The sequence below is a fragment of the Paraburkholderia phymatum genome, from assembly GCF_040965635.1.
Classification (GTDB): domain Bacteria; phylum Pseudomonadota; class Gammaproteobacteria; order Burkholderiales; family Burkholderiaceae; genus Paraburkholderia; species Paraburkholderia phymatum_B.
This window is the reverse complement of record NZ_JBFRCH010000002.1, coordinates 75,673-96,907: the sequence shown is the minus strand read 5'-3', so window position 1 is coordinate 96,907 and position 21,235 is coordinate 75,673. Positions and strand designations below refer to the sequence as shown.

Annotated in this window: 18 protein-coding genes; 17 read left to right on the top strand and 1 reads right to left on the bottom strand. The window is 65.6% G+C overall.

Going from position 1 to position 21,235, the window contains the following annotated elements:
- Positions 1 to 419 precede the first annotated feature (419 nt).
- The 13 genes from AB4Y32_RS03840 (at position 420) to AB4Y32_RS03780 (ending at position 15,631) form a co-directional block, all read left to right on the top strand.
- Positions 420 to 533, top strand: a complete 114-nt coding sequence (locus tag AB4Y32_RS03840; RefSeq protein WP_087734543.1) for a potassium ABC transporter ATPase — start codon at positions 420 to 422, stop codon at positions 531 to 533.
- The gene (gene kdpF / locus AB4Y32_RS03835) at positions 530 to 622 is read left to right on the top strand and encodes a K(+)-transporting ATPase subunit F (protein WP_368720065.1); all 93 of its coding nucleotides are present in this window, start codon (positions 530 to 532) and stop codon (positions 620 to 622) included. Before AB4Y32_RS03840 ends, kdpF begins: the two co-directional genes overlap by 4 nt.
- Entirely contained in the window at positions 619 to 2,424 is a 1,806-nt protein-coding gene (gene kdpA / locus AB4Y32_RS03830) for a potassium-transporting ATPase subunit KdpA (protein ID WP_368720064.1), read from the top strand. Before kdpF ends, kdpA begins: the two co-directional genes overlap by 4 nt.
- A gap of 57 nt (positions 2,425 to 2,481) precedes the next feature.
- Complete coding sequence (gene kdpB / locus AB4Y32_RS03825) at positions 2,482 to 4,578, top strand: potassium-transporting ATPase subunit KdpB (protein ID WP_368720063.1); 2,097 nt, start codon at positions 2,482 to 2,484, stop codon at positions 4,576 to 4,578.
- Positions 4,579 to 4,615: 37 nt separating this feature from the next.
- Entirely contained in the window at positions 4,616 to 5,197 is a 582-nt protein-coding gene (gene kdpC / locus AB4Y32_RS03820) for a potassium-transporting ATPase subunit KdpC (RefSeq protein WP_368720062.1), read from the top strand.
- Between the two features lie 837 nt (positions 5,198 to 6,034).
- A complete protein-coding gene (locus AB4Y32_RS03815; RefSeq protein ID WP_368720061.1) occupies positions 6,035 to 8,944 on the top strand; it encodes a DUF4118 domain-containing protein in 2,910 nt (969 codons plus the stop codon).
- Between the two features lie 36 nt (positions 8,945 to 8,980).
- Positions 8,981 to 9,676 carry a two-component system response regulator KdpE gene (kdpE, locus tag AB4Y32_RS03810; protein ID WP_368720060.1) on the top strand — a complete coding sequence of 232 codons (696 nt, stop codon included), beginning with the start codon at positions 8,981 to 8,983 and terminating at the stop codon, positions 9,674 to 9,676.
- A gap of 140 nt (positions 9,677 to 9,816) precedes the next feature.
- Complete coding sequence (sugE, locus tag AB4Y32_RS03805) at positions 9,817 to 10,137, top strand: quaternary ammonium compound efflux SMR transporter SugE (protein ID WP_368720059.1); 321 nt, start codon at positions 9,817 to 9,819, stop codon at positions 10,135 to 10,137.
- Positions 10,138 to 10,430: 293 nt separating this feature from the next.
- The gene (locus tag AB4Y32_RS03800) at positions 10,431 to 11,042 is read left to right on the top strand and encodes a DUF4126 domain-containing protein (protein WP_368720058.1); all 612 of its coding nucleotides are present in this window, start codon (positions 10,431 to 10,433) and stop codon (positions 11,040 to 11,042) included.
- A 116-nt stretch (positions 11,043 to 11,158) separates the two neighbouring features.
- Positions 11,159 to 13,648 carry an ABC transporter permease gene (locus tag AB4Y32_RS03795; RefSeq protein ID WP_368720536.1) on the top strand — a complete coding sequence of 830 codons (2,490 nt, stop codon included), beginning with the start codon at positions 11,159 to 11,161 and terminating at the stop codon, positions 13,646 to 13,648.
- Between the two features lie 74 nt (positions 13,649 to 13,722).
- On the top strand, positions 13,723 to 14,133 hold the full coding sequence (locus tag AB4Y32_RS03790) for a group II truncated hemoglobin (protein WP_368720057.1): 411 nt from the start codon (positions 13,723 to 13,725) through the stop codon (positions 14,131 to 14,133).
- A gap of 134 nt (positions 14,134 to 14,267) precedes the next feature.
- A complete protein-coding gene (locus tag AB4Y32_RS03785; protein WP_368720056.1) occupies positions 14,268 to 14,999 on the top strand; it encodes an alanyl-tRNA editing protein in 732 nt (243 codons plus the stop codon).
- Positions 14,996 to 15,631, top strand: coding sequence for a DUF924 family protein (locus AB4Y32_RS03780; RefSeq protein ID WP_368720055.1), 636 nt, complete (start codon positions 14,996 to 14,998; stop codon positions 15,629 to 15,631). The genes AB4Y32_RS03785 and AB4Y32_RS03780 overlap by 4 nt, the downstream gene beginning before the upstream one ends.
- Before the next feature lie 41 nt (positions 15,632 to 15,672).
- Here the strand turns inward: AB4Y32_RS03780 and AB4Y32_RS03775 are convergent, their stop codons facing one another.
- On the bottom strand, positions 15,673 to 16,623 hold the full coding sequence (locus tag AB4Y32_RS03775; RefSeq protein ID WP_368720054.1) for a DUF1571 domain-containing protein: 951 nt from the start codon (positions 16,621 to 16,623) through the stop codon (positions 15,673 to 15,675).
- Positions 16,624 to 16,827: 204 nt separating this feature from the next.
- On the opposite strand from AB4Y32_RS03775, the gene AB4Y32_RS03770 reads away from it, so the two are divergent.
- The 4 genes from AB4Y32_RS03770 to AB4Y32_RS03755 are packed head-to-tail and all read left to right on the top strand — an operon-like array spanning position 16,828 to position 21,155.
- The gene (locus tag AB4Y32_RS03770; protein WP_439899748.1) at positions 16,828 to 17,529 is read left to right on the top strand and encodes an ABC transporter ATP-binding protein; all 702 of its coding nucleotides are present in this window, start codon (positions 16,828 to 16,830) and stop codon (positions 17,527 to 17,529) included.
- Complete coding sequence (locus tag AB4Y32_RS03765; RefSeq protein ID WP_368720053.1) at positions 17,526 to 18,932, top strand: ABC transporter permease; 1,407 nt, start codon at positions 17,526 to 17,528, stop codon at positions 18,930 to 18,932. The genes AB4Y32_RS03770 and AB4Y32_RS03765 overlap by 4 nt, the downstream gene beginning before the upstream one ends.
- A gap of 34 nt (positions 18,933 to 18,966) precedes the next feature.
- Positions 18,967 to 19,743 (top strand): outer membrane lipoprotein-sorting protein, encoded by a 777-nt coding sequence (locus tag AB4Y32_RS03760; protein WP_368720052.1) that lies wholly within the window; start codon positions 18,967 to 18,969, stop codon positions 19,741 to 19,743.
- Positions 19,740 to 21,155: a hypothetical protein gene (locus tag AB4Y32_RS03755; protein WP_368720051.1), complete on the top strand. Its 1,416-nt coding sequence runs from the start codon at positions 19,740 to 19,742 to the stop codon at positions 21,153 to 21,155. The genes AB4Y32_RS03760 and AB4Y32_RS03755 overlap by 4 nt, the downstream gene beginning before the upstream one ends.
- The last annotated feature ends 80 nt before the right edge of the window (positions 21,156 to 21,235 follow it).

The window sequence follows — 21,235 nt, the reverse complement described above, 5'->3', positions numbered from 1 at the left end:
AATACAGCGTGTGGTTTCCGTTGTCGCTCCTTCATAGCGACGAGAAGGAAGAAAGCGCGTCAGACATACGGCGTCAACGGGCAATTAGCCAGTTTGATCCGATTTTCCATTTGCCCTTTTCCGGCAACGGCAAGGCGCTCCGCACTCGCGACATTCCGGCACAGCCGCACATAAGACGCACTGTGCTCACGGGCATCGCTAGAGGAGCAAAACATCGTACGCACATGGCACGCGTCCGACTGTCGTCGTCTTTTGTAAAGATCGACGCCGCTGACCAAAGTCGGCCCCCGCGTCCGCAATCTGCCGCGCGATTTTCGTTTACGCCTTTTTTATATCCACCAACAAACCTTTGACCAGCCCTTTATGCCGATCGGCATAACGTTGCGTGCATCCATCGTCCAACATTTGGAGAACATGAAATGGATGTGCTGTACGTCGGGGGCATCGCGCTATTTGCTGCGCTGACCTTTGGATTGATCGCCGGATGCGAGCGGCTCACACGCTATAGCCGCGGTCAGGGAGCGCGCTCATGATCTGGGTCCTCTGGCTATCGGGAGCGGCGAGCGCGCTGCTCTTCGTTTATCTCGTCTATGCGCTGCTGCGCGCGGAGGACATCGAATGAACTTCAACGATGTCCTGCAACCGGCGATCTTCATCATCGTGCTGCTTGCGGCGGTCGTGCCTGTCTCGCGCTATCTGACGCGCGTGATGGACGGCACGTCGCGCGTCGTCAAACTGGGCGGACCGCTCGAGCGTCTGCTGTATCGCATCGCGGGCGTCGATCCCGCGCATGAAATGGGCTGGAAGCAGTACGCGATCGCCACGATCGCGTTCAACGTATTCGGTCTCGTGTTCCTGTACGTGCTGCTGCGCGTGCAGGGCTGGCTGCCCGGCAACCCGCAGCAGTTCGGCGCGATGACCGTCGACGGCGCGTTCAATACGGCCGTCAGCTTCGTCACCAACACGAACTGGCAGGACTATTCGCCGGAGCAGACGGTCGGCTATCTGACGCAGATGCTCGGTCTCACCGTGCAGAACTTCCTGTCGGCGGCGACGGGCATCGTCGTCGTGATCGCGCTGGTGCGCGGCTTCGCGCGACACACCGCTCAGACCATCGGCAACTTCTGGGTCGACATCACGCGCGTGACGCTCTACGTGCTGCTGCCGATGGCGGCCATCGTCGCGACGCTGCTGATGAGCCAGGGCGTGATCCAGAACTTCGAGTCCTATCAGGAAGTGCCGACGCTGCAAACGACCACGTATCAGGCGCCGAAGACGGACGCGCAAGGCAACGTGGTGAAGGACGCGAAGGGCAACCCGGTGATGGTCGATACGCCCGTCAAGTCGCAGACCATTGCGATGGGCCCCGTCGCCACACAGGAAGCGATCAAGATGCTCGGCACGAACGGCGGCGGCTTCTTCAACGGCAACTCCGCGCATCCGTACGAGAACCCTACGCCGTTCTCGAACTTCGTCGAGATCTTCTCGATCCTGATCATTCCTGCTGCGCTGTGTCTCGCGTTCGGCCGCATGATCGGCGACGGCAAGCAGGGCGTCGCCGTGCTCGCCGTGATGACGATCGCGTTCGCCGTGTGCATCGCGGGCGAGATCGGCGCGGAGCAGAGCGGCAATCCCCTCTTCACGACGCTGCACGTCGATCAGTCCGCGAGCGCGCTGCAACCGGGCGGCAACATGGAAGGCAAGGAAACGCGTTTCGGCATCGCGCAATCGGGCATCTTCACGGTCGCGACGACGGCGGCTTCGTGCGGCGCCGTGGCCAACACGCACGATTCGCTGACGCCGCTCGGCGGCCTCGTGCCGATGCTCCTGATGCAGCTCGGCGAAGTGATCTTCGGCGGCGTGGGCTCGGGTCTGTACGGGATGCTCGTGTTCGCGATGCTCGCGGTGTTCGTCGCGGGATTGATGATCGGCCGCACGCCTGAATACGTCGGCAAGAAGATCGAAGCGTACGAGATGAAGATGGTGTCGATCGTCGTGCTGCTGACGCCGCTGCTGGTGCTCGTCGCGACGTCGATTGCCGTGCTCACCGATGCGGGCAAGGCAGGCATCGCGAATCCTGGCGCGCATGGCTTCTCCGAAATCCTCTATGCGTTCAGCTCGGCAGCCAACAACAACGGCAGCGCATTCGCGGGCCTCACTGTGAGTACGCCGTTCTACAACTGGCTCACCGCGATTGCGATGTGGTTCGGCCGATTCGGCACGATCATTCCGGTGCTTGCGATCGCAGGCTCGCTCGCCGCGAAGAAGCGCATCGCGGTGACGGGCGGCACGCTGCCGACGCACGGTCCGCTCTTCGTCGTGCTGCTGCTCGGCACGGTGCTGCTGGTCGGCGCGCTGACGTACGTGCCCGCGCTCGCGCTCGGCCCCGGCGTCGAACATCTGATGATGATCGCGGGCCATTGAGGACTGCATGTGCCACACGAATGCCGCACAAAACAGGCGAAGCAATTAGAGGAACAAATGACTGACCATTCCGCCACGCGGTCCATGTTCGATCCAGCGCTCGTGCGCCCGGCGATCGTGGACTCATTCAAGAAACTCAAACCGCACACGCAGTTCCGCAATCCGGTGATGTTCTGCGTGTACGTCGGCAGCATCCTGACGACGATCCTCTGGATCGCCGCGCTGGTGGGCCAGGCCGAAGCGCCCGCGGGCTTCATTCTCGCGGTGTCGCTGTGGCTGTGGTTCACGGTGCTGTTCGCGAACTTCGCCGAAGCGCTCGCCGAAGGGCGCTCGAAAGCGCAGGCGGCATCGCTGCGCAGCGCGAAGAAAGACGTGATGGCGAAGAAGCTCAACGAGCCGCATCCGAAGTCGCCGATCCGCATCATGACGGCCTCCGATCTGCGCCGCGGCGATGTCGTGCTCGTCGAGACGGGCGACACGATTCCCGCTGACGGCGAAGTGATCGAAGGCGTCGCGTCCGTCGACGAATCGGCGATCACGGGCGAATCCGCGCCCGTGATCCGCGAGTCGGGCGGCGACTTTTCGTCGGTGACGGGCGGCACGCGCGTGCTGTCGGACTGGATCGTCGTGCGCGTGACGGCCAATCCGGGCGAAGCGTTTCTCGATCGCATGATCGCGATGGTCGAAGGCGCGAAGCGTCAAAAGACGCCGAATGAAATCGCGCTGACCATTCTGCTCGTCGCGCTGACCATCGTTCTCTTGCTCGCGACCGCAACGCTCTTGCCGTTCTCGATGTTCTCCGTCGAAGCGGCTCATTTGGCGAATTCGGCAGGGCATGTCGTAACGATCACGGCGCTCGTCGCGCTGCTCGTGTGCCTGATTCCGACGACGATCGGCGGCCTGTTGTCCGCGATCGGCGTGGCGGGCATGAGCCGCATGATGCAGGCGAACGTGATCGCGACGTCGGGCCGCGCCGTCGAAGCCGCAGGTGACGTCGACGTGCTGCTGCTCGACAAGACGGGTACGATCACGCTCGGCAACCGCCAGGCGTCGGCCTTCATTCCCGCATCGGCCGTGGCGGAAGAGGTGCTCGCCGATGCCGCGCAACTGTCGTCGCTCTCCGACGAAACGCCGGAAGGCCGCAGCATCGTCGTGCTTGCGAAGCAGGGCTTCAATATTCGCCAGCGCGACATGGCGATGCTGCATCCCATCTTTCTCGCGTTCAGCGCGCAGACGCGCATGAGCGGCGTCGATCTGCCTGGCCGCGAAATCCGCAAGGGCGCAGCGGACGCCGTGAAGCATTACGTCGAAGCGCACGGCGGCCATTTCCCCGCCGATGTGTCGAACGCGGTGTCTGAGGTCGCGCGTCGCGGCAGCACACCGCTCGTGGTGGCAGAGAAGGGCGAAGGGGCGGCGTGCGTGCTCGGTGTGATCGAGCTGAAGGACGTCGTGAAGGGCGGCATCAAGGAGCGCTTCGCCGAGTTGCGCAAGATGGGCATCAAGACCGTGATGGTGACGGGCGACAACCGGCTGACGGCTGCTGCGATCGCAGCGGAAGCGGGTGTCGACGATTTCCTCGCGGAAGCGACGCCGGAGGCCAAGCTCGCGACGATCCGCGCGCATCAGGGCGAAGGCCGGCTCGTCGCGATGACGGGCGACGGCACCAACGATGCCCCCGCGCTCGCGCAGGCCGATGTGGCCGTGGCGATGAACACGGGCACGCAGGCCGCGAAGGAAGCGGGCAACATGGTCGACCTCGATTCGAATCCGACGAAGCTGATCGAGATCGTCGAGATCGGCAAGCAGATGCTGATGACGCGTGGCTCGCTGACGACGTTCTCGATTGCGAACGACGTCGCGAAGTACTTCGCGATCATTCCCGCGGCATTCGCGACGACGTACCCGGCGCTCAACGCACTGAACGTGATGCATCTGGCGACGCCGACGTCGGCGATCATGTCGGCCGTGATCTTCAACGCGCTGATCATCGTGTTGCTGATTCCGCTCGCGCTCAAAGGCGTGAAGTACCGGCCGCTCGGCGCGGCGATCCTGTTGCGCCGCAATCTGCTGATCTACGGCCTGGGCGGCATCGTCGTGCCGTTCTTCGGAATCAAGCTGATCGACATGGTGCTGGCCGCGTTCGGCTGGGTCTGATGCGCGCGACGACAGAGAGATAAAAGGAATCTGAATCATGAAATCGCTTTTCCGCCCGCTGCTCGTGATCTTCGCCGTACTGACGGCGCTCACGGGTCTCGCGTATCCCGCCGTGATAACGGCGTTCGGCCAGGCCGTCTTTCACGACAAGGCCAACGGCAGCCTGATCGAGCACGACGGCAAGATGGTCGGCTCGCGGCTGATCGGCCAGCAGTTCGATGCGCGGCAGTACTTCTGGGGCCGCCTGTCGGCGACGACGCCGATGCCGTACAACGCGCAAGGTTCGAGCGGCTCGAACTTCGGCCCGATCAACCCGGCGCTCGCCGATGAAGTCAAAGGGCGTCTCGATGCATTGAAGGCGGCGGGCCACATGCCCACGAACACGGCGGTTCCCGTCGATCTGGTGACGTCGTCGGGCAGCGGTCTTGATCCCGAGATTTCGCCTGCGGCGGCCGCATACCAGGTCGAGCGCGTGGCGGCGGCGCGCAGGATGAACGCGAACGATGTTGCGGCGCTTGTTGACCGCTATACGCGCGGTCGGCAGTTTGGTTTGTTCGGTGAGGCGCGGGTGAATGTGCTGGAGTTGAACCTTGCGCTTGATGAGGCGCAGCACGGCTGACTGGGTTTTTTGGCTTGCCGCCGGCATCCGCGATGCGGTTTGTGTTTGCGACGGCTTTTGCTGTGGTGTTTTTGCCTTTGTCGCTGGCATCCGCGTATGCGTTGGTTTGCCTTGCCCTTCGCTGGCATCCGCGATTGCGCCTCGCGGCGCGGGCGTTGCCCCTGTGCGGGGCGGCACCTACTTTTCTTTGCAGCGGCAAAGAAAAGTAGGCAAAAGAAAGCCGCTCACACCGCCAGTGCTTGACCTTTACCCACGGGCTCTCAACGTCCCCATCCTTCACACAGCAGTGTACTAACTTATGTTCGTCGCCAACGCTCTGGTTAAACGCCTCACCCGCTTCATGCACGTGCGGCACAGCCAAAGGCATCGAATGTTTCAGCGCCGCATGTCGGTAGTGAATGAGGTTGCTGTATCGTACAGGGCGCCGCTCGCACTTGTCGCCGCCTCGCGTGGCGAGGGTGTCCTGTGTGGTGCTAATGCCTACACACAGTTTCGCAAAAGGGGCCGGGGATATTCGATGTCGCGGGCCGGAATTCGGGTGTAGATGCCGGTGATGCGCTTAGTAGTACGTTGGCAACGAACATAGGCCAATACGCTGCCGGCTGAAGGATAGGGACTTGAGAGCCCGTGGGTAAACGTCAAGGACTGGCGGTGTGAGCCCGCTTTCTTTGCTTACTTTCTTTGCGGCGGCAAAGAAAGTAAGTGCCGCCCCGCACAGGGGCAACGCCCGCGCCGCGAGGCGCAATCGCGGATGCCAGCGGCACGCTAAAAAAACCACCGCGTCGCAGACAAAAAAACATGCCACCATACCCGCACGCAAGTGCAAACCGATACACCATGCCCCGCCCCGACCCCGACGAACTCCTCGACAAACTCCAGCGCGAAGAAGAAAAACGCCAACGCGGCAAGCTGAAGATTTTCTTCGGCGCGTCGGCGGGCGTCGGCAAGACCTATGCAATGCTGCTCGCCGCGCGCCGCCGCAAGGAAGAGGGCGTCGATGTCGTCGTCGGCATCGCGGAGACGCATGGCCGCAGCGAAACAGCGGCGCTGCTCGAAGGCCTCGAAGTCCTGCCGCTCGCCCGCATCGAATATCGCAACACGCTGCTAGCCGAGTTCGATCTCGATGCCGCGCTCGAACGCAAGCCGCAACTGATCCTCGTCGACGAGCTCGCGCATTCGAATCGGGCCACGCCAGGCGTGCAGGGCGCGCGCCACGCGAAGCGCTGGCAGGACGTGTACGAACTGCTCGACGCGGGCATCGACGTCTATACGACGGTCAACGTCCAGCACCTCGAAAGCCTCAACGACGTGGTCGGTCAGATCACAGGCATCCGCGTGTGGGAGACGGTGCCCGACCGCGTGTTCGATCGCGCGGACGAAGTGACGCTCGTCGACTTGCCCGCCGAAGAACTGCTCGACCGCATGCGCGACGGCAAGGTCTACATGCCGCAGCAGGCCGAGCGCGCCGTGCGCAATTTCTTTCGCAAGGGCAATCTGATCGCGCTGCGTGAACTGGCGCTGCGGCGCACGGCGGATCGCGTCGATGCGCAGATGCGCGAGTATCGCGCGGACCGTTCGATCCAGCGCATCTGGCAGGCGCGCGAACGTCTGCTGGTGTGCGTCGGGCCCGGCCCCGAAGCGCCGCTGCTGGTGCGCGCGGCGGCGCGTCTCGCGGCGAGTCTCAAGGCCGACTGGATCGCCGTCTATGTGGAGACGCCGAAGCTTCAACGTCTCCCGGATGCGCACCGCAAGCGCACGCTCGACGCGCTCAAGCTCGCCGCCGAACTCGGCGCGGAAACGGCGACGCTTGCGGGCGCGGACGCCGTCTCGACGCTGATCGGCTATGCGCGCGTGCGCAACGTGTCGAAGCTGGTCGCGGGCGGCTCGGCGGCGACGGGCTTCGCGCGCTGGCTGCGCCGGCCGTTCGGCGAGCGCCTCGCGGAACGCGCAAGCGATCTCGACCTCACGCTGATCCGCGCGAGCAGTGATGAAACTGGACCGGCACAGGGAGCAATTCAGGGACCAAGGCGCGACCGCCGCGCCGACGAAGAAGTGCGCGCATGGCGCGAAGCGTTGAGCGTCGCGCGCGACCGCCATTCGCCGCCGCGCAGCTACGCATGGGCGCTCGCGATCTGCGCGGGCGTGACGCTGGTCGCGAGCCAGCTGATCGATCGCATCGATCTCGCGAACCTCGTGATGCTGTATCTGCTCGGCGTGATCTTCGCGGCAGTGAAGCTCGGCCGCGGACCGGGCGTGATGCTGTCGTTTCTCTCCGTCGCGGCGTTCGATTTCTTCTTCGTGCCGCCGCGCATGTCGTTCTCCGTCAGCGACACGCAATACCTGCTGACGTTCTTCGGCATGCTGCTGACCTCGCTCGTGATCGGCCATCTGACGTCGACGTTGCGGCGCGAAGCGAGCGTCGCGCGCCGACGCGAGCAGCGCACGAGCGCGATGTACGCGATGGCGCGCGAACTGGCGGCCGCGCTGACGACGGAGCAGATCGTCGGCATCGGCAGCCGGCACGTGAGCGAGGTGTTCCGCGCGCGCGTCGCAGTGCTCTTGCCCGATAGCGCCGATCAGGTGAAGCAGAAGATCGACGATCCCGACGTGAACATCATGCTCGATGCCGCGTCGCTCGATGTCGACGTGGGCCAGTGGGTCTACGACCAGCAGAAGCCGGCGGGCCACGGCACCGATACGCTGCCTGCCGCAAAGGCGCTCTATCTGCCGCTGCGCGCGCCGATGCGCACGCGCGGCGTGCTCGCCGTCGCGACGCAGGACGAGCGCGAACTCGACGTGCCCGAGCAGCAGCGCATGCTCGACGCGTTCGCCGCGCAGATCGCGCTCGCGCTGGAGCGCGTGCATTACGTCGATATCGCGCGCGATGCGCTCGTCAGCATGGAGTCCGAGCGGCTGCGCAACTCGCTGCTCTCGGCGATTTCGCACGATCTGCGCACGCCGCTCACGGCCATCGTCGGCTTTTCGTCGATGCTCGCCGCGCAGCGCGACGCGCACGCCGATGGCGCGAATGCGGCGCAAGGCGAGCTTGTCGACGCGATCCACGAAGAAGCGCTGCGCATGACGGGCATCGTCACGAACCTGCTCGACATGGCGCGTCTGCAGGCGGGCAGCCTGAAGCTGAACCGGCAATGGTCGCTGCTCGAAGAGACGGTCGGCTCGGCGCTGCGCGACTGCAAGCGCACGCTCGCGCGGCATCCCGTGCAGGTCGCGCTGCCCGCCGATCTGCCGCTGCTGCAACTCGACGCCGTGCTGATGGAGCGCCTCTTCGCGAACCTGTTCGAGAACGCGGCGAAGTATGTGCCGCCCGATACGCCGCTCGTGATCGGCGCGCAGCGCATCGACGAGAACGGCGAGCCGTTCGTGCGCGTGAGCGTCGACGATATGGGCCCCGGTCTGCCTCACGGCATGGAAACGCGTATCTTCGAGAAATTCACGCGCGGCGAGAAGGAATCGGCGAAGCCAGGCATCGGCCTCGGGCTCGCGATCTGCCGCGCGATCGCCGAGGCGCATGGGGGTAGAATCGGCGCGGCCAATCGCGTCGCCGCCGATGGACACATCGAGGGCGCGCGCTTCTGGTTCACGCTGCCCGTCGAGACGCCGCCGCCCGGGCCCGACGATGCCGCATCCGCGCTTCCAGAGCCGGACGATGCCGCCGATTCGATGCTCGATGCAACGCCCGGTGCAACGCCAGCGCCCGACACGCAAAAAAGCGCCGGAACCTCCTAATCGACAATAAGCCGACACGCATCCGCATACCCATTCATGAGTGACCTGAGCATCACCGTCGTACTGATCGAGGACGAGCAGCAGATTCGCCGATTCGTGCGCGCGTCGCTGGAAGGCGAGGGCATCGTCGTGCACGACGCGCCGACGGGCAAGCAGGGGCTGATCGAGGCGGCCACGCGCAAGCCCGATCTCGTGATCGTCGACCTCGGCCTGCCCGACACTGACGGCCTCGACGTGATCCGCGAACTGCGCGGCTGGAGCGAATTGCCCGTGATCGTGCTGTCGGCGCGCGCCCAGGAAAGCGAGAAGGTGGCCGCGCTCGACGCGGGCGCCGACGACTATCTGACCAAGCCGTTCGGCGTCTCCGAACTGCTCGCGCGGATTCGCGCCCATCTGCGCCGGCGCAACCAGGGCGCGAACGAAACGCCGCAAGTGCATTTCGGCAGCGTGATCGTCGATCTCGCGCTCCGCCGGGTCTCGCGCGACGGCGAGCCCGTGCACCTGACCCCGCTCGAATACCGGCTGCTCGCGACGCTCGTGCGCCACGCGGGTCGCGTGCTCACGCACCGGCAACTGCTGCGCGACGTGTGGGGGCCGTCGCATGTCGAAAGCCATCACTATCTGCGCATCTACATGGCGCATCTGCGGCGGAAACTCGAACGCGATCCCGCGCAGCCCGAGCACATCGTGACGGAGACGGGCGTCGGCTACCGGCTCGTCGGCGTCGTCTGAGGCGGCTTTGTCGTTATATCCGCCGGCGTATGGCAAACGGCGAAATGGCGGCTGTCTTGATATAATTGCGCCCGGCAAGGACGACCTTGCTGCATCCGCTCTCAACGGGGACGGCCCCACTCACACTGGGAGTTCGTCTCATGTCCTGGATTCTTCTCTTTATCGCCGGTCTGCTGGAAGTCGCGTGGGCGGCCGGTCTCAAGTCATCCGAAGGTTTCACCCGTCTCTGGCCGTCGGTGTTCACTGTCGTGACCGCGCTCGGCAGCTTCGCGCTGCTCGCGATGGCCATGCGCCAGTTGCCGCTCGGCACCGCATACGCCGTCTGGACGGGCATCGGCGCCGTGGGCGCGTTCATTTTCGGCATCGTGATGATGGGCGAGGCCGTCACGGCCGCGCGCATCGGCAGCGCGGTGTTGATCGTCGTCGGGCTGATCGGACTCAAGCTGTCGTCGGGCCACTGAGCGCGCCCGTCGTTCGGCGCGGCGGCCGATCATCGGCCTGTCGCCCGACTGTCGTCCGCCCGGCCTCGGCACCCGTTCAAAAAAATGCCGCAAACATGCCACAAACGTCTGCGTAGCCCAAGCGGCCGGCGAATTGACGTGGCTATAATGAGACGGAAATCATCCTGAAATTGCTCCGCGCGGCCTTGATGCGCGGATCCGGCGGCTTCGGCACGGCGGAGCCTCCTGGCTTCCCGATCCCGAGCGCAGGCTGTCGGAACTGACGGCACGCGACGCGCGCCTCGGAGGCGGCCATGCTTGAACCTCTTTCGCTTGCGGCGGGCCTGTCGTGGGGCAGCGGCTTGCGCCTGTACCTGACCGTGCTGATCGCGGGCGTCTTCGGACGCGCCGGCATCATCCATCTTCCCGATACGCTGTCCGTGCTCCAGTCGCCGTGGGTAATCGGCGCCGCCGCTATATTGACCCTCGCTGAATTTCTCGCCGACAAGATTCCCGCGTTCGACTCGCTGTGGGACGCGATCCACACGTTCATCCGCATTCCGGCGGGCGCCGTGCTGGCCGTCGGCGCGCTCGGCCACGCCGATCCGTTGCTGATGACGATCGCCGCGCTGGCGGGCGGCACGCTCGCGGGCGCGTCGCATCTGACGAAGGCGGGCACGCGCGCGCTGATCAATCTGTCGCCGGAGCCGGTGTCCAACGTCGTCACGTCGGCGGCCGAGGACGGGCTCGTGTTCGGCGGCCTGTTGCTCGCGCTGTTCGTTCCCGTGCTGTTCCTCGTGCTGCTCGTGGGCTTTCTGGTGCTCGCGAGCTGGGCGCTGCCGCGTCTGTGGCGCGGCGTGCAGGGCGGCTTTCGCGGCATGGCGACGCACATGGTGTCGCGACTCGCGAGGAGCCGACACGATTGAGCGAAGCCGAACGCGTCACCACCCAGGCTCCCCCCGAGCTTCCGCCTGAACACCCCAAGCGGCCCGCATCCGCGCACCGGCTGTCGCTGGGTCATCTGCTGCATCAGTCGGTGCGCATGACGGCGCGCGACTGGCGCGCGGGCGAGCTGACGATGCTGCTGTTCGCGCTGGTGCTGGCCGTCGCGGCGCTGTCGAGCGTCGGCTTTCTCGCGGACCGTCTGCATCAAGGTCTCGAGCGCGACGCGCGGCGCATGATCGCCGCCGATTTCGTCGTGCGAGCCGATCATCCCGTCGATGCGCAATTCGCGCAGCAGGCCAAAACGCTCGGTCTCGAAACGGCGACGACGGCGATCTTCCCCAGCATGGTCAACTCGACGGCCGCGCAGCCCGTCTCGCGGCTCGCGGCGGTGAAGGCCGTGTCGCCGGGCTATCCGCTGCGCGGCGCGTTGCGGATCGCGCTCGCGCCCGGCGCGCCCGATCGCGAAGTGCGCGGCATTCCGCCGCCCGGCGACGTATGGGTCGATCAGCAACTGCTGGACGCGCTGAAGGCACATATCGGCGACAAGGTCAAAGTAGGCGGGCGCGACTTCACGATCGGCGCGCTGATCACGCGCGAACTGGACCGCGGCTTCGCGTTCGTCAATTTTTCGCCGCGCCTGATGATGCGCGCCGACGATCTCGCGTCGACGGGACTGCTCGGCTACGGCAGCCGCGTCACGTACCGGCTGCTGGTGGCGGGCGGCGACAAGCCCGTTGCGTCGTTTGCGACGTGGGCGCATGAGCGCGTCGACAACGGCAAGATGCGCGGCGTCGCGCTGGAGTCGCTGCAGGACGGCCAGCCGCAGGTGCGCGAGACGCTCGATCGCGCGAGCCACTTTCTCACGCTCGTGTCGCTGCTGACGGCGCTGCTCGCCGCCGTCGCGATTGCGATGGCCGCGCATCGCTACATGCGCCGGCATCTCGACAGCTGCGCGGCGATGCGCTGCCTCGGCGCGAGCCAGCGGACCTTGCGCGCGCTGTTCGTGTTCGAATTCGCCGGGCTCGGCTTGCTCGGCGGCATGGCGGGCGTCGTGCTCGGCTTTGGCGGGCATCTCGCGCTTTTCTGGTGGCTCGGCAGCCTGATCGACGTGACGCTGCCGTATCCGACCATCTGGCCCGCGCTCGAAGGCATCGCGGCCGGTCTCGTGCTGCTGATCGGCTTTGCGCTGCCGCCGCTTCTGCCGCTCACGCATGTGCCGCCCGTGCGCGTGCTGCGCCGCGAGTGGGGCGAAGAAGGGCGCACCGCGTGGGCCGCGTACGCGCTCGGCATTGCGCTGTTCGCGGGCTTGCTGATTCTCGCGGCGGGGGAGCTGAAGCTCGGCGGCATCGTCGCGGGCGGCTTCGCGGGCGGGCTCCTGGTGTTCGCGTTGATCGCGCGCGTCGCGTTGTGGAGCCTGTCGCGAATCGTGCGCAGTGAGCGCTTTCATATCGGCATCGGCTGGCGCTATGCGCTCGCGTCGCTGGAGCGGCGCGCGAACGCGAGCGCGCTGCAGATCACGGCGCTCGCGATCGGCCTGATGTGCCTGCTGCTGATCGCGATGACGCGCAACGACCTGATCGAAGGCTGGCACCGCTCGACGCCGCCCGACGCGCCGAACGAGTTCATCATCGATATCCAGCCCGACCAGCGCAATGCCGTCACGCAGTATCTGGGCGCGCACGGCTTTGCGGGCATCGAGCTGGCGCCGATGGTACGCGGCCGGCTGGTCGCGATCGACGACAAGCCCGTCAACCCGAACGACTACAAGAGCGAGGACGCGCGGCGTCTCGTCGATCGCGAGTTCAATCTGTCGTACACGACGCAACTGCCCGACGACAACCGGATCGTGTCGGGCGAGTGGTACGGCAATGCGTCGAAGCCGCAGATCTCGATCGAGCAGGGACTCGCGAAGCTGCTCAACGTGAAGGTCGGCGACACGATGCGCTTCGACGTGACGGGCCTGCAAATCGAGGCGCCCGTGACGAGCGTTCGCAAGCTCGACTGGGGTTCGTTCAAGGTCAACTTTTTCGTCGTGATGCCGCCCGCCGCGTTGAAGGACTATCCCGCGACGTTCATCACGAGCTTCCATGTTCCGCCCGAGCAGCACAGGGTGATCGACGGGCTGATCGGTCAATATCCGAATCTCACCGCGATCGACACGGCGCCGATCCTCGCGCAGGTGCAGCGCGTGATCGGCCAGGTGATCGGCGCAGTGCAGTTTCTGTTCGCGTTCACGCTGATCGCCGGCGTGCTGGTGTTGTACGCGGCGCTGGCGGGCACGCGCGACGAGCGTATGCGAGAATCGGCGCTCCTGCGCGCGCTCGGCGCGTCGCACCGGCAGGTGCGAGCGGTGCAGATCGCGGAGTTCGTCGTGGTCGGCGCGCTGTCGGGCCTGATGGCCGCGCTCGGCTCGCAGCTGATCGGTTTCATTCTCGCGACGCGCGTGTTCGATTTCACGATCGAATTCAATCCGTGGCTGCTGCCGACGGGCATCGCGGCGGGCGTCGCGTGCGCGGCCATCGGCGGCTGGATCAGCTTGCGTCATGTGCTGATGCGGCCCGCGCTGCAATCGCTGCGCGACGCGTGAGATCGCGCGTCCCTTGATGCATCGACGCGAATGCGCGATGCCTTTATGTTCCTCTTGAATGTGTAGTTGCTCGTATGACTGATTCGATTGACGAAGCACCGTCGCAGCCGACGGCCTTCGAACTCGTGGGCGGCGAAGCGCGCGTGCGCGAACTCGTCGACCGCTTTTACGACCTGATGGACCTCGAAGCCGGTTTCGCGGGCATTCGCAAGCTGCATCCGCCGACGCTCGAAGGCTCGCGCGACAAGCTCTTCTGGTTTCTGTGCGGCTGGCTCGGCGGACCCGATCACTACATCAGCCGCTTCGGCCATCCGCGTCTGCGCGCGCGGCATCTGCCGTTCCAGATCGCATCGAGCGAGCGCGACCAGTGGCTGCGCTGCATGGCGTGGGCGATGGAAGACGTCGGCCTGCCCGAGCCGCTGCGCGAGCGTCTTCTGCATTCGTTCTTCGATACGGCCGACTGGATGCGCAATCATCCCGGCTGACGTGTCGCGCTTCGTGAAAGCGTCGCGTCGAAACGCCCGGTACAGTTCCGCCGCGCGCGCCTCGATGTGAACGCGGCGGACATTTGCGATCCCGGCATAATGTCCGACACGAACAAGGAATCAGGAGACACTCGATGACGACTCGCGCACTCTTTCGCGACGACGCCTATCTGACTCACTGCGACGCGTCCATTACCGCGATCGACGAACAGGGCATCCATCTCGACCAGACCGTGTTCTATCCGCTCGGCGGCGGCCAGGCGGGCGATGCGGGCGTACTGACGCTCGCCGACGGCACGCGCATCGAGATCGCCGATACGCGCAAGGCGGCATTCGAAGACGCGACGCCCGACGATGCCGTCCACGTTCCCGCACCCGGCCAGGACGCGCTGCTCGCGCAGCTTGCCGTCGGGCAGCGGGTGACGGCGCAGATCGACTGGGAGCGCCGCTATCGGCACATGCGCCTGCACACGGCGAGTCATCTGATGTGCGCGGTCCTGCCGTATCCCGTCGACGGTTGCAGCATCACGTCCGCCTACGCGCGCCTCGACTTCGCGACCGTCGAGCCGATCGGGCGCGAGCAGGTCGAAGCGCGGCTCGCCGAGCTGGTGGGCGGCGCACATGCCGTCGCGACGCAATGGATCACCGACGACGAAATGGCCGCGCGCCCCGAACTCGTGCGCACGATGAGCGTGAAGCCGCCAATGGGGTTGGGACGCGTGCGGCTGTTGCGCATCGAAGGTGTCGATCTGCAGCCGTGCGGCGGCACGCATGTGCGCAATACGCAGGAAATCGGCGCGCTGCGCGTCGCGAAGCTGGAAAAGAAGAGCGCGCGCACGCGGCGGCTGGTGCTGGAGCTCGCATGAGCACACGATTCGACGCAGCCGTTTATTCGACGCAAGGCGACTACGCGTCGCTCGATGCGCGTGCGCGCGATGTGCTCGACTGCTGGTTCGGCGCGCCCGGCTCGGACGAATACGGTACCGACCGCAAGTGCTGGTTCAAGCGCAGCGACGCATTCGATGCGATGCTGCGCGAGCGCTTCGGCGCGTTGATCGAAGCGGTGCTCGCGCATGAACTCGACGCGTGGCTCGCTACGCCGCTCGGTGCGCTTGCACTCGTGATCGTGCTCGATCAGTTCACGCGCAACTGTCATCGGCATACGGCGCGCATGTATGACGGCGATGCGCAGGCGGTCGGCATCGCGCGCCGGATGGTCGAAGAGGGCAGCGACCTGTTGCTGCCGACCGTCTATCACCGCGCGTTCGCGTATATCCCGTTCGAGCACGATGAAACGCTGGAAGGCCAGCGCGAAGGCATGCGCCTGTACGCGCTGCTCGAAACGCAAGGGCTGGACCCATCGTATTCGCGCTCGGCCATGCGGCATGCGAAGATCGTCGAGCGCTTCGGGCGATTTCCGCATCGCAATGCGTTGCTCGGCCGTCCTTCCACCGATGAAGAAATCGCGTTCCTGCGCGAGCCGGGGTCGTCGTTCTGAGCGTTACGGGCAGACGGCCGGCCAGCGGCCGGTAACGCCGCTCAGAACCGGTATGCGGGATTCTTCGGATCGAAAGTGGACGCATCGAACGTCTTCGGCGTCACGCTTTCCAGCACGATCTTCTCGAACAACTGCCCGTCGTCGTCATACGCCTCGACCGTGCGAAAGTAAGGCCAGCGCAGATCGAGCCCGAGCGTCTTCTTCTTCGCGTAGAACCCTGACATGCCGTTTTTGACCTCATAGGTGAGCGCGATCACGCGCACACTGTCAATCGTTCGCACCTCGACGCGCCGCGGCCGCAGGGCGCCAGCATCCGCGTATCTTGCCGCTTCACTGACGAACTGCGTCGCGACGAACTCAGTGCCGAGATCTCGCACGGAATGATTCGACTGCGCTCGCGCAAGCGAGCCGTCGAGCGACGTCCAGATGGGCATGATGTTCAACATTCCGCCGAGATGCCCATACATCGCGTCGCCGCGCTTCGTCTCGTCGTAGATCGCTTCCTGTCCCGCGTGCGGGCCATCGGGCAGCCACGTCATGTAGATGCGCAGCGGTTCGCGCGTCATCCTCACTAGCATGTGATCGGGCCGCGTCGTCCGTTCGCCCTTGATGCGCTCCTGACGACGCATCGTGAACTCATACGATGGATAGCCGTTCGGTCCTTCCTTCACATAGCGCGGCACCGTCTGCGGATCGAGCGCTTCGAAGAGCGTAACCAGTTGCGCGTCGTCGAGCTTTGCGAGCGCCCCCGTTTGCGCAGTTTGACGCAGCCAGCGCACCTGCTGATCGACGGCGAGCTTGCCCACGAGCGCGGGCGCAGAGTCGGCCGTTCGGGTATCGGCGGCTTGCGCCAGCGCGGGATGGACAGCGCACGACGCAATCGCGGCGAGCGCGGCATTCGCCAGCCATCGCTTCACGTGCTGCCGGCGGCGTCCGTCCGCGCCGCGAATCCGTTGGCCAGACCCAGTGTTTTGCACGATGAATTTCTCCATGACGACTCGCTTCGCGCCGTTGCGACTGTTTGCAAAGCCGCTAGTCTCGCCGATCTTCGAATAAGACGTTGTAGGATTATTTCGGATTACAAATGAAAAACTAAGATTTAGGACTATTCGTATATGAGGTGGCAACGAAGATTTGTATCGTTCGCCGCCTAAAGAATTTGGATTCCAAAATTGTCCGCAATAAAGACCACCGCGATACAGATTGAACGGCTCTGCAAGTCCTATCGACTCGACAGCGTACAAGTCGTCGGGCTTGTCGATGTCTCCGTCCGGATCGCATCGAATGCGCTCACCGTGCTGAGCGGTCCGTCGGGCAGCGGCAAGACCACGCTGCTCAATATGATGGGTTGCATCGACCGGCCCGACAGCGGCCGCGTCGTGATCGACGGGCTGGACACGAGCGCACTCTCCGACGATGCGCTGTCCGACTTCCGCGCACGCCAGATCGGCTATGTGTTCCAGAACTTCAATCTGCTGCCCGTGCTGTCCGCGCATGAAAACGTCGAATATCCATTGCTGATGGCGCGTTTGCCGGCGCGCGAGCGGACGCGGCGCGTCGCGGCGCTGCTGGACGCCGTCGGGCTCGCGGACAAGGCGCGGCGGCGGCCAGGGCAGTTGTCGGGCGGCGAGCGTCAGCGTGTCGCGATTGCGCGCGCGCTCGCCGTCGAGCCGACGCTCGTGCTCGCCGACGAACCGACCGCGAATCTCGACAGCCACACAGGCGCGGCGATCGTCGATCTGATGCGCCAGATGCAGCGGCAACGCCGCGTGTCGTTCGTGGTGTCGTCGCACGATCCGCAGGTCCAGGCGGCCGCCGACGAACTCGTGCAGATCCGCGATGGCCGCATCGTGCATCACGAACGCGGGCTGCGTGCAATGGGGGGCGTCGCCGTATGAAGCAGGCACTGACCCTCGCGCTGCGCAATCTGCAGCGCAACCGCCGCCGCTCGGTGACGACGTTGCTCGCGATCGTCGTCGGCGTGTGCGCGATTCTGCTGTTCGGCGGCTTCAGCAAGGACATCACGCTTGGCATGCAGACCGACATCGTCCGGCACAGCGGCCATTTGCAGGTGCAGCGGCGCGGCTATTTCGCGTACGGCGTCGGCAACCCGACGGCCTACGGCATACGCGACTACGCGAAGGTGATCGAGGTGTTGCGCAACGACCCGCTGCTGCACCCGATGACGGTCGTCGTCACGCCGACGCTGCAGCTGGGCGGCGTCGCGGGCAACTTCGACGCGGGCGTGTCGCGCACCGTGTACGCGGAAGGCACGGTTCCCGCCGATCAGACGCGCTTGGAGGCGTGGAACGACTACGGGTTCCCGCTCGATCGTGAAGCGTCGCCGCTGCAAGGCACGGCGGACGATGCCGCCGTCATCGGCGAAGGGCTCGCGCGCGTGCTGCAACTCTGCACGCCGCTGCACGTGAAGGATTGCGCGATGCCGCAGGCGCTGCGCGACGATCGCAAGCAGCGCGAGACGGACGCCGCGCCCGCCGACGTGCTCGCGCTCGCGGCGGCAGAAGCGTCGAGCGCTACCAGGGCACCGTCAGCCGCCCGCATCGACATGCTCGCGACGAGCGTGCACGGCGCGCCGAACGTCGGCGGCTTTACGGTCGTCAAGGCTGAGCAGCAGGGCGTGAAGGAACTGGACGACATCTATCTCGCGCTGCATCTGGCGGGCGCGCAGCGCCTCGTCTACGGCGCGGACGAGCCGCGCGTGACGGCAATCGAAGTGCAGCTGAAGCACACCGGCCAGTTGCCCGCCGCGCAGCGCCGCATCGAACAGTTGCTGGCCGCGCAGTTTCCCGATCAGCCGATGGAAGTGCTCGACTTCGCCACGCTCAATCCGTTCTACGGGCAGACGAACTCGATGTTCGACGTGATCTTCGGCTTCGTGTTCATGCTGATCAGCGCAATCGTCCTGTTCGTCATCACGAACACGATGAGCACGGTGGTCGTCGAGCGCACCGTCGAAATCGGCACGCTGCGCGCAATGGGCAGTCGCCGCAGCGACATTCAGCGACTCTTCGTCTGCGAAGGGCTGCTGCTCGGCGTGTTCGGCACGGCAGCGGGCGTCGCCGTCGCGCTGCTGCTCGCTGCCCTGATCAATCGCAGTGGCCTCACGTGGACACCGCCCGCGCGCGTCGACTCGATCGCGCTGACCGTGCGCGTCTGGGGCGAATGGCGGCCGATCGCGCTGACGTTCGCGACCCTCGCGTGCGTGGCGGTGCTGTCCGCATGGTGGCCCGCGCGGCGCGCGGCGCGGCTGTCGATCGTCGATGCGCTGCGCCATGTCTGAGTTGTCCTTGTTCTCTTCTGTCGGGAGTCGGTTCGTGCGTCGTCTGTTTTTTGCCGGATTGTTGTCCGGTGTCCTGATTTCGGGGGCATTTGCCCAGGCCGCGCCGGATGCGCAGCGGATGCTCGCGGCAAGCGACGCGATCCGTTCGCCGTCCAGCCCCTTCGTGCTGAATGCCGCGCTGACCGAATATCGCGCCGGCAAGCAGGTGGACTCAAACGTGCTGTCGATCTGGTCGAAACCCGACGACGGCGGCGGCACGTACCGCACGCTGGTCCGCTTCGAGGCGCCCGCGCGCGACGCCGGCAAGCTGATGCTGAAGAACGGCAATGACCTGTGGTTCTACGATCCCGCGAGCCAGGCAAGCGTGCGCATTTCGCCCGATCAGCGGCTGCTCGGCCAGGAATCGAACGGCGACGTCGTCACGACCAATTTCGCGCACGACTACACGGCGACGCTCAAGGGCACGGAAGACGTGATGGACGGCGACCGGCAGACGCGCCGCTGCAACTGGCTTTCGCTGACGGGCAACGTTCTGGGGCTGACGTACAGGCGCATCGACATGTGGCTCGATGCGCAATCCAGCCGGCCCGTGAAGGCGAAGTTCTATTCGGAAAGCGGCCGGCTGCTGAAGACGGCGTTCTACCGCAGCTACGCGCCGCAGCTTGGCGCCGAGCGACCGACCGAGATCGTCATCATCGACGGGCTCGATTCCGGCTGGGTGACGGTGCTGCGTTTCTCGAACTACGCATGGCATGAGATTCCCGATGCGTGGTTGCAGCGCGATTATCTGCCGCGCTTCAAGCCGCAATGAGCCGGACCGGCTCACGCGCGCTGACGTCGATTGCGCTCGCGTCGCTCGTCGCATCCGTCTCGTGGTTGCCCGATGCGGCCTCGGCGGCAGCGGCGGGAGAAGACGGCGAGGCGGCGGTGCCGAATGACTCGGCGGACGAGGCACCGGCCTTGCCGGCCACGCCCTCCGACACGGTAGATGCGGCAGACGCAGCGAAGGCATCGGCGGCCGCCGACGACGCCGCGCTGAATCTCGCCGACGCCGTGCCGGCTGCCTCTGCGCCGTCGCCTGCCGCGCATCCGTGGAAGTTCTTCGTGCAGGACGCCGTGCGCGAGAGCGGCTATCGCGATGCGCCGTCGTCGCTGCGCAATCAGCTTTCGGTCGATCTGCTGTATCAGCAGGCCATCGTGCCTTCGGTGAGCGTGAACTTTTCGGCGCGTTTCGATCGCTTCGATCCGCTGTCGTCGTCGGCGGCGCCGCACAGGAGCGAAAGCACGATCCGCGAAGCATTCGCGTCATGGAGCGTGACGCCGCTCACGGGCGTCGACGCGGGACGCATCAACGAGCGCCTCGGCGCGGCCGTCGGCTACAACCCGACCGATTTCTTCAAGGCGGGCGCCGTCAACCTCGACGTATCGCCGGACCCGGAAAGCCGCCGCACGAACCGCCTCGGCACGGTCGGCGTGCGCGCGCAGCATCTGTGGGACGGCGGCTCGGCGCAGTTCCTGTTTTCTCCGCGGCTCGCGAGCTACAGCGCGCCCGGCAACCCGTTTGCCTCGTCCGATCTGAAGCGCACGAACGGCGTGAACCGATGGCTCTTCGTCGGCAGCCAGCGCGTGTCGGCGTCGGTGCAGCCGCAACTGCTCATGTACGGCGAGCAGGGGCAATCGCCGCAGGTGGGCCTGAACCTGAGCGTCGTACCGGCGAGTTCCGTCGTCGCATACGCGGAATGGACGGGCGGGCGCCGCGCGTCGCTGATCGGACGTTCGACGGGCGTCGACGATCGCGCGTTTCGCACAAGCTCGGCTATCGGCGCGACGTGGACTACGCCGCTCGATCTGTCGATAACGGCCGAGTTGCAGAGCAACGGCGCGGGCGCGACGCCTTCGCAATGGCGCTTATTGCAGTCGAGCGATCCGCGCGCCTGGGGCGGCGCCGTGCAAACGGGCGTCGCCTCGCAGGATCTGCCGACGCGTCACGGCGCATTCGTGATGGCGATCTGGCGCAACGTCGGCGTTCGCCGGCTCGATCTGTCCGCGTTCGTGCAGGCCGACCAGGGCGGCGGCCGTCAGGCCTGGCTGGAACTGCGGCGCCACTACGACCGCTTCGACGTCGCGTTGCAGTTGCAGCGTCAGGGCGGGCCATCGTGGAACCGCTACGGCGCGATGCCCGAATCGCGCAGCGTGCAGATGGTCGCGACGTTCTACGAATGAACGCGTGCGCGGTGGCGATGCGCGTTCCCGATACGCCATGAACGGGACGCGCAATCGAAGTTGCAAGCCAAAGTTGCAAG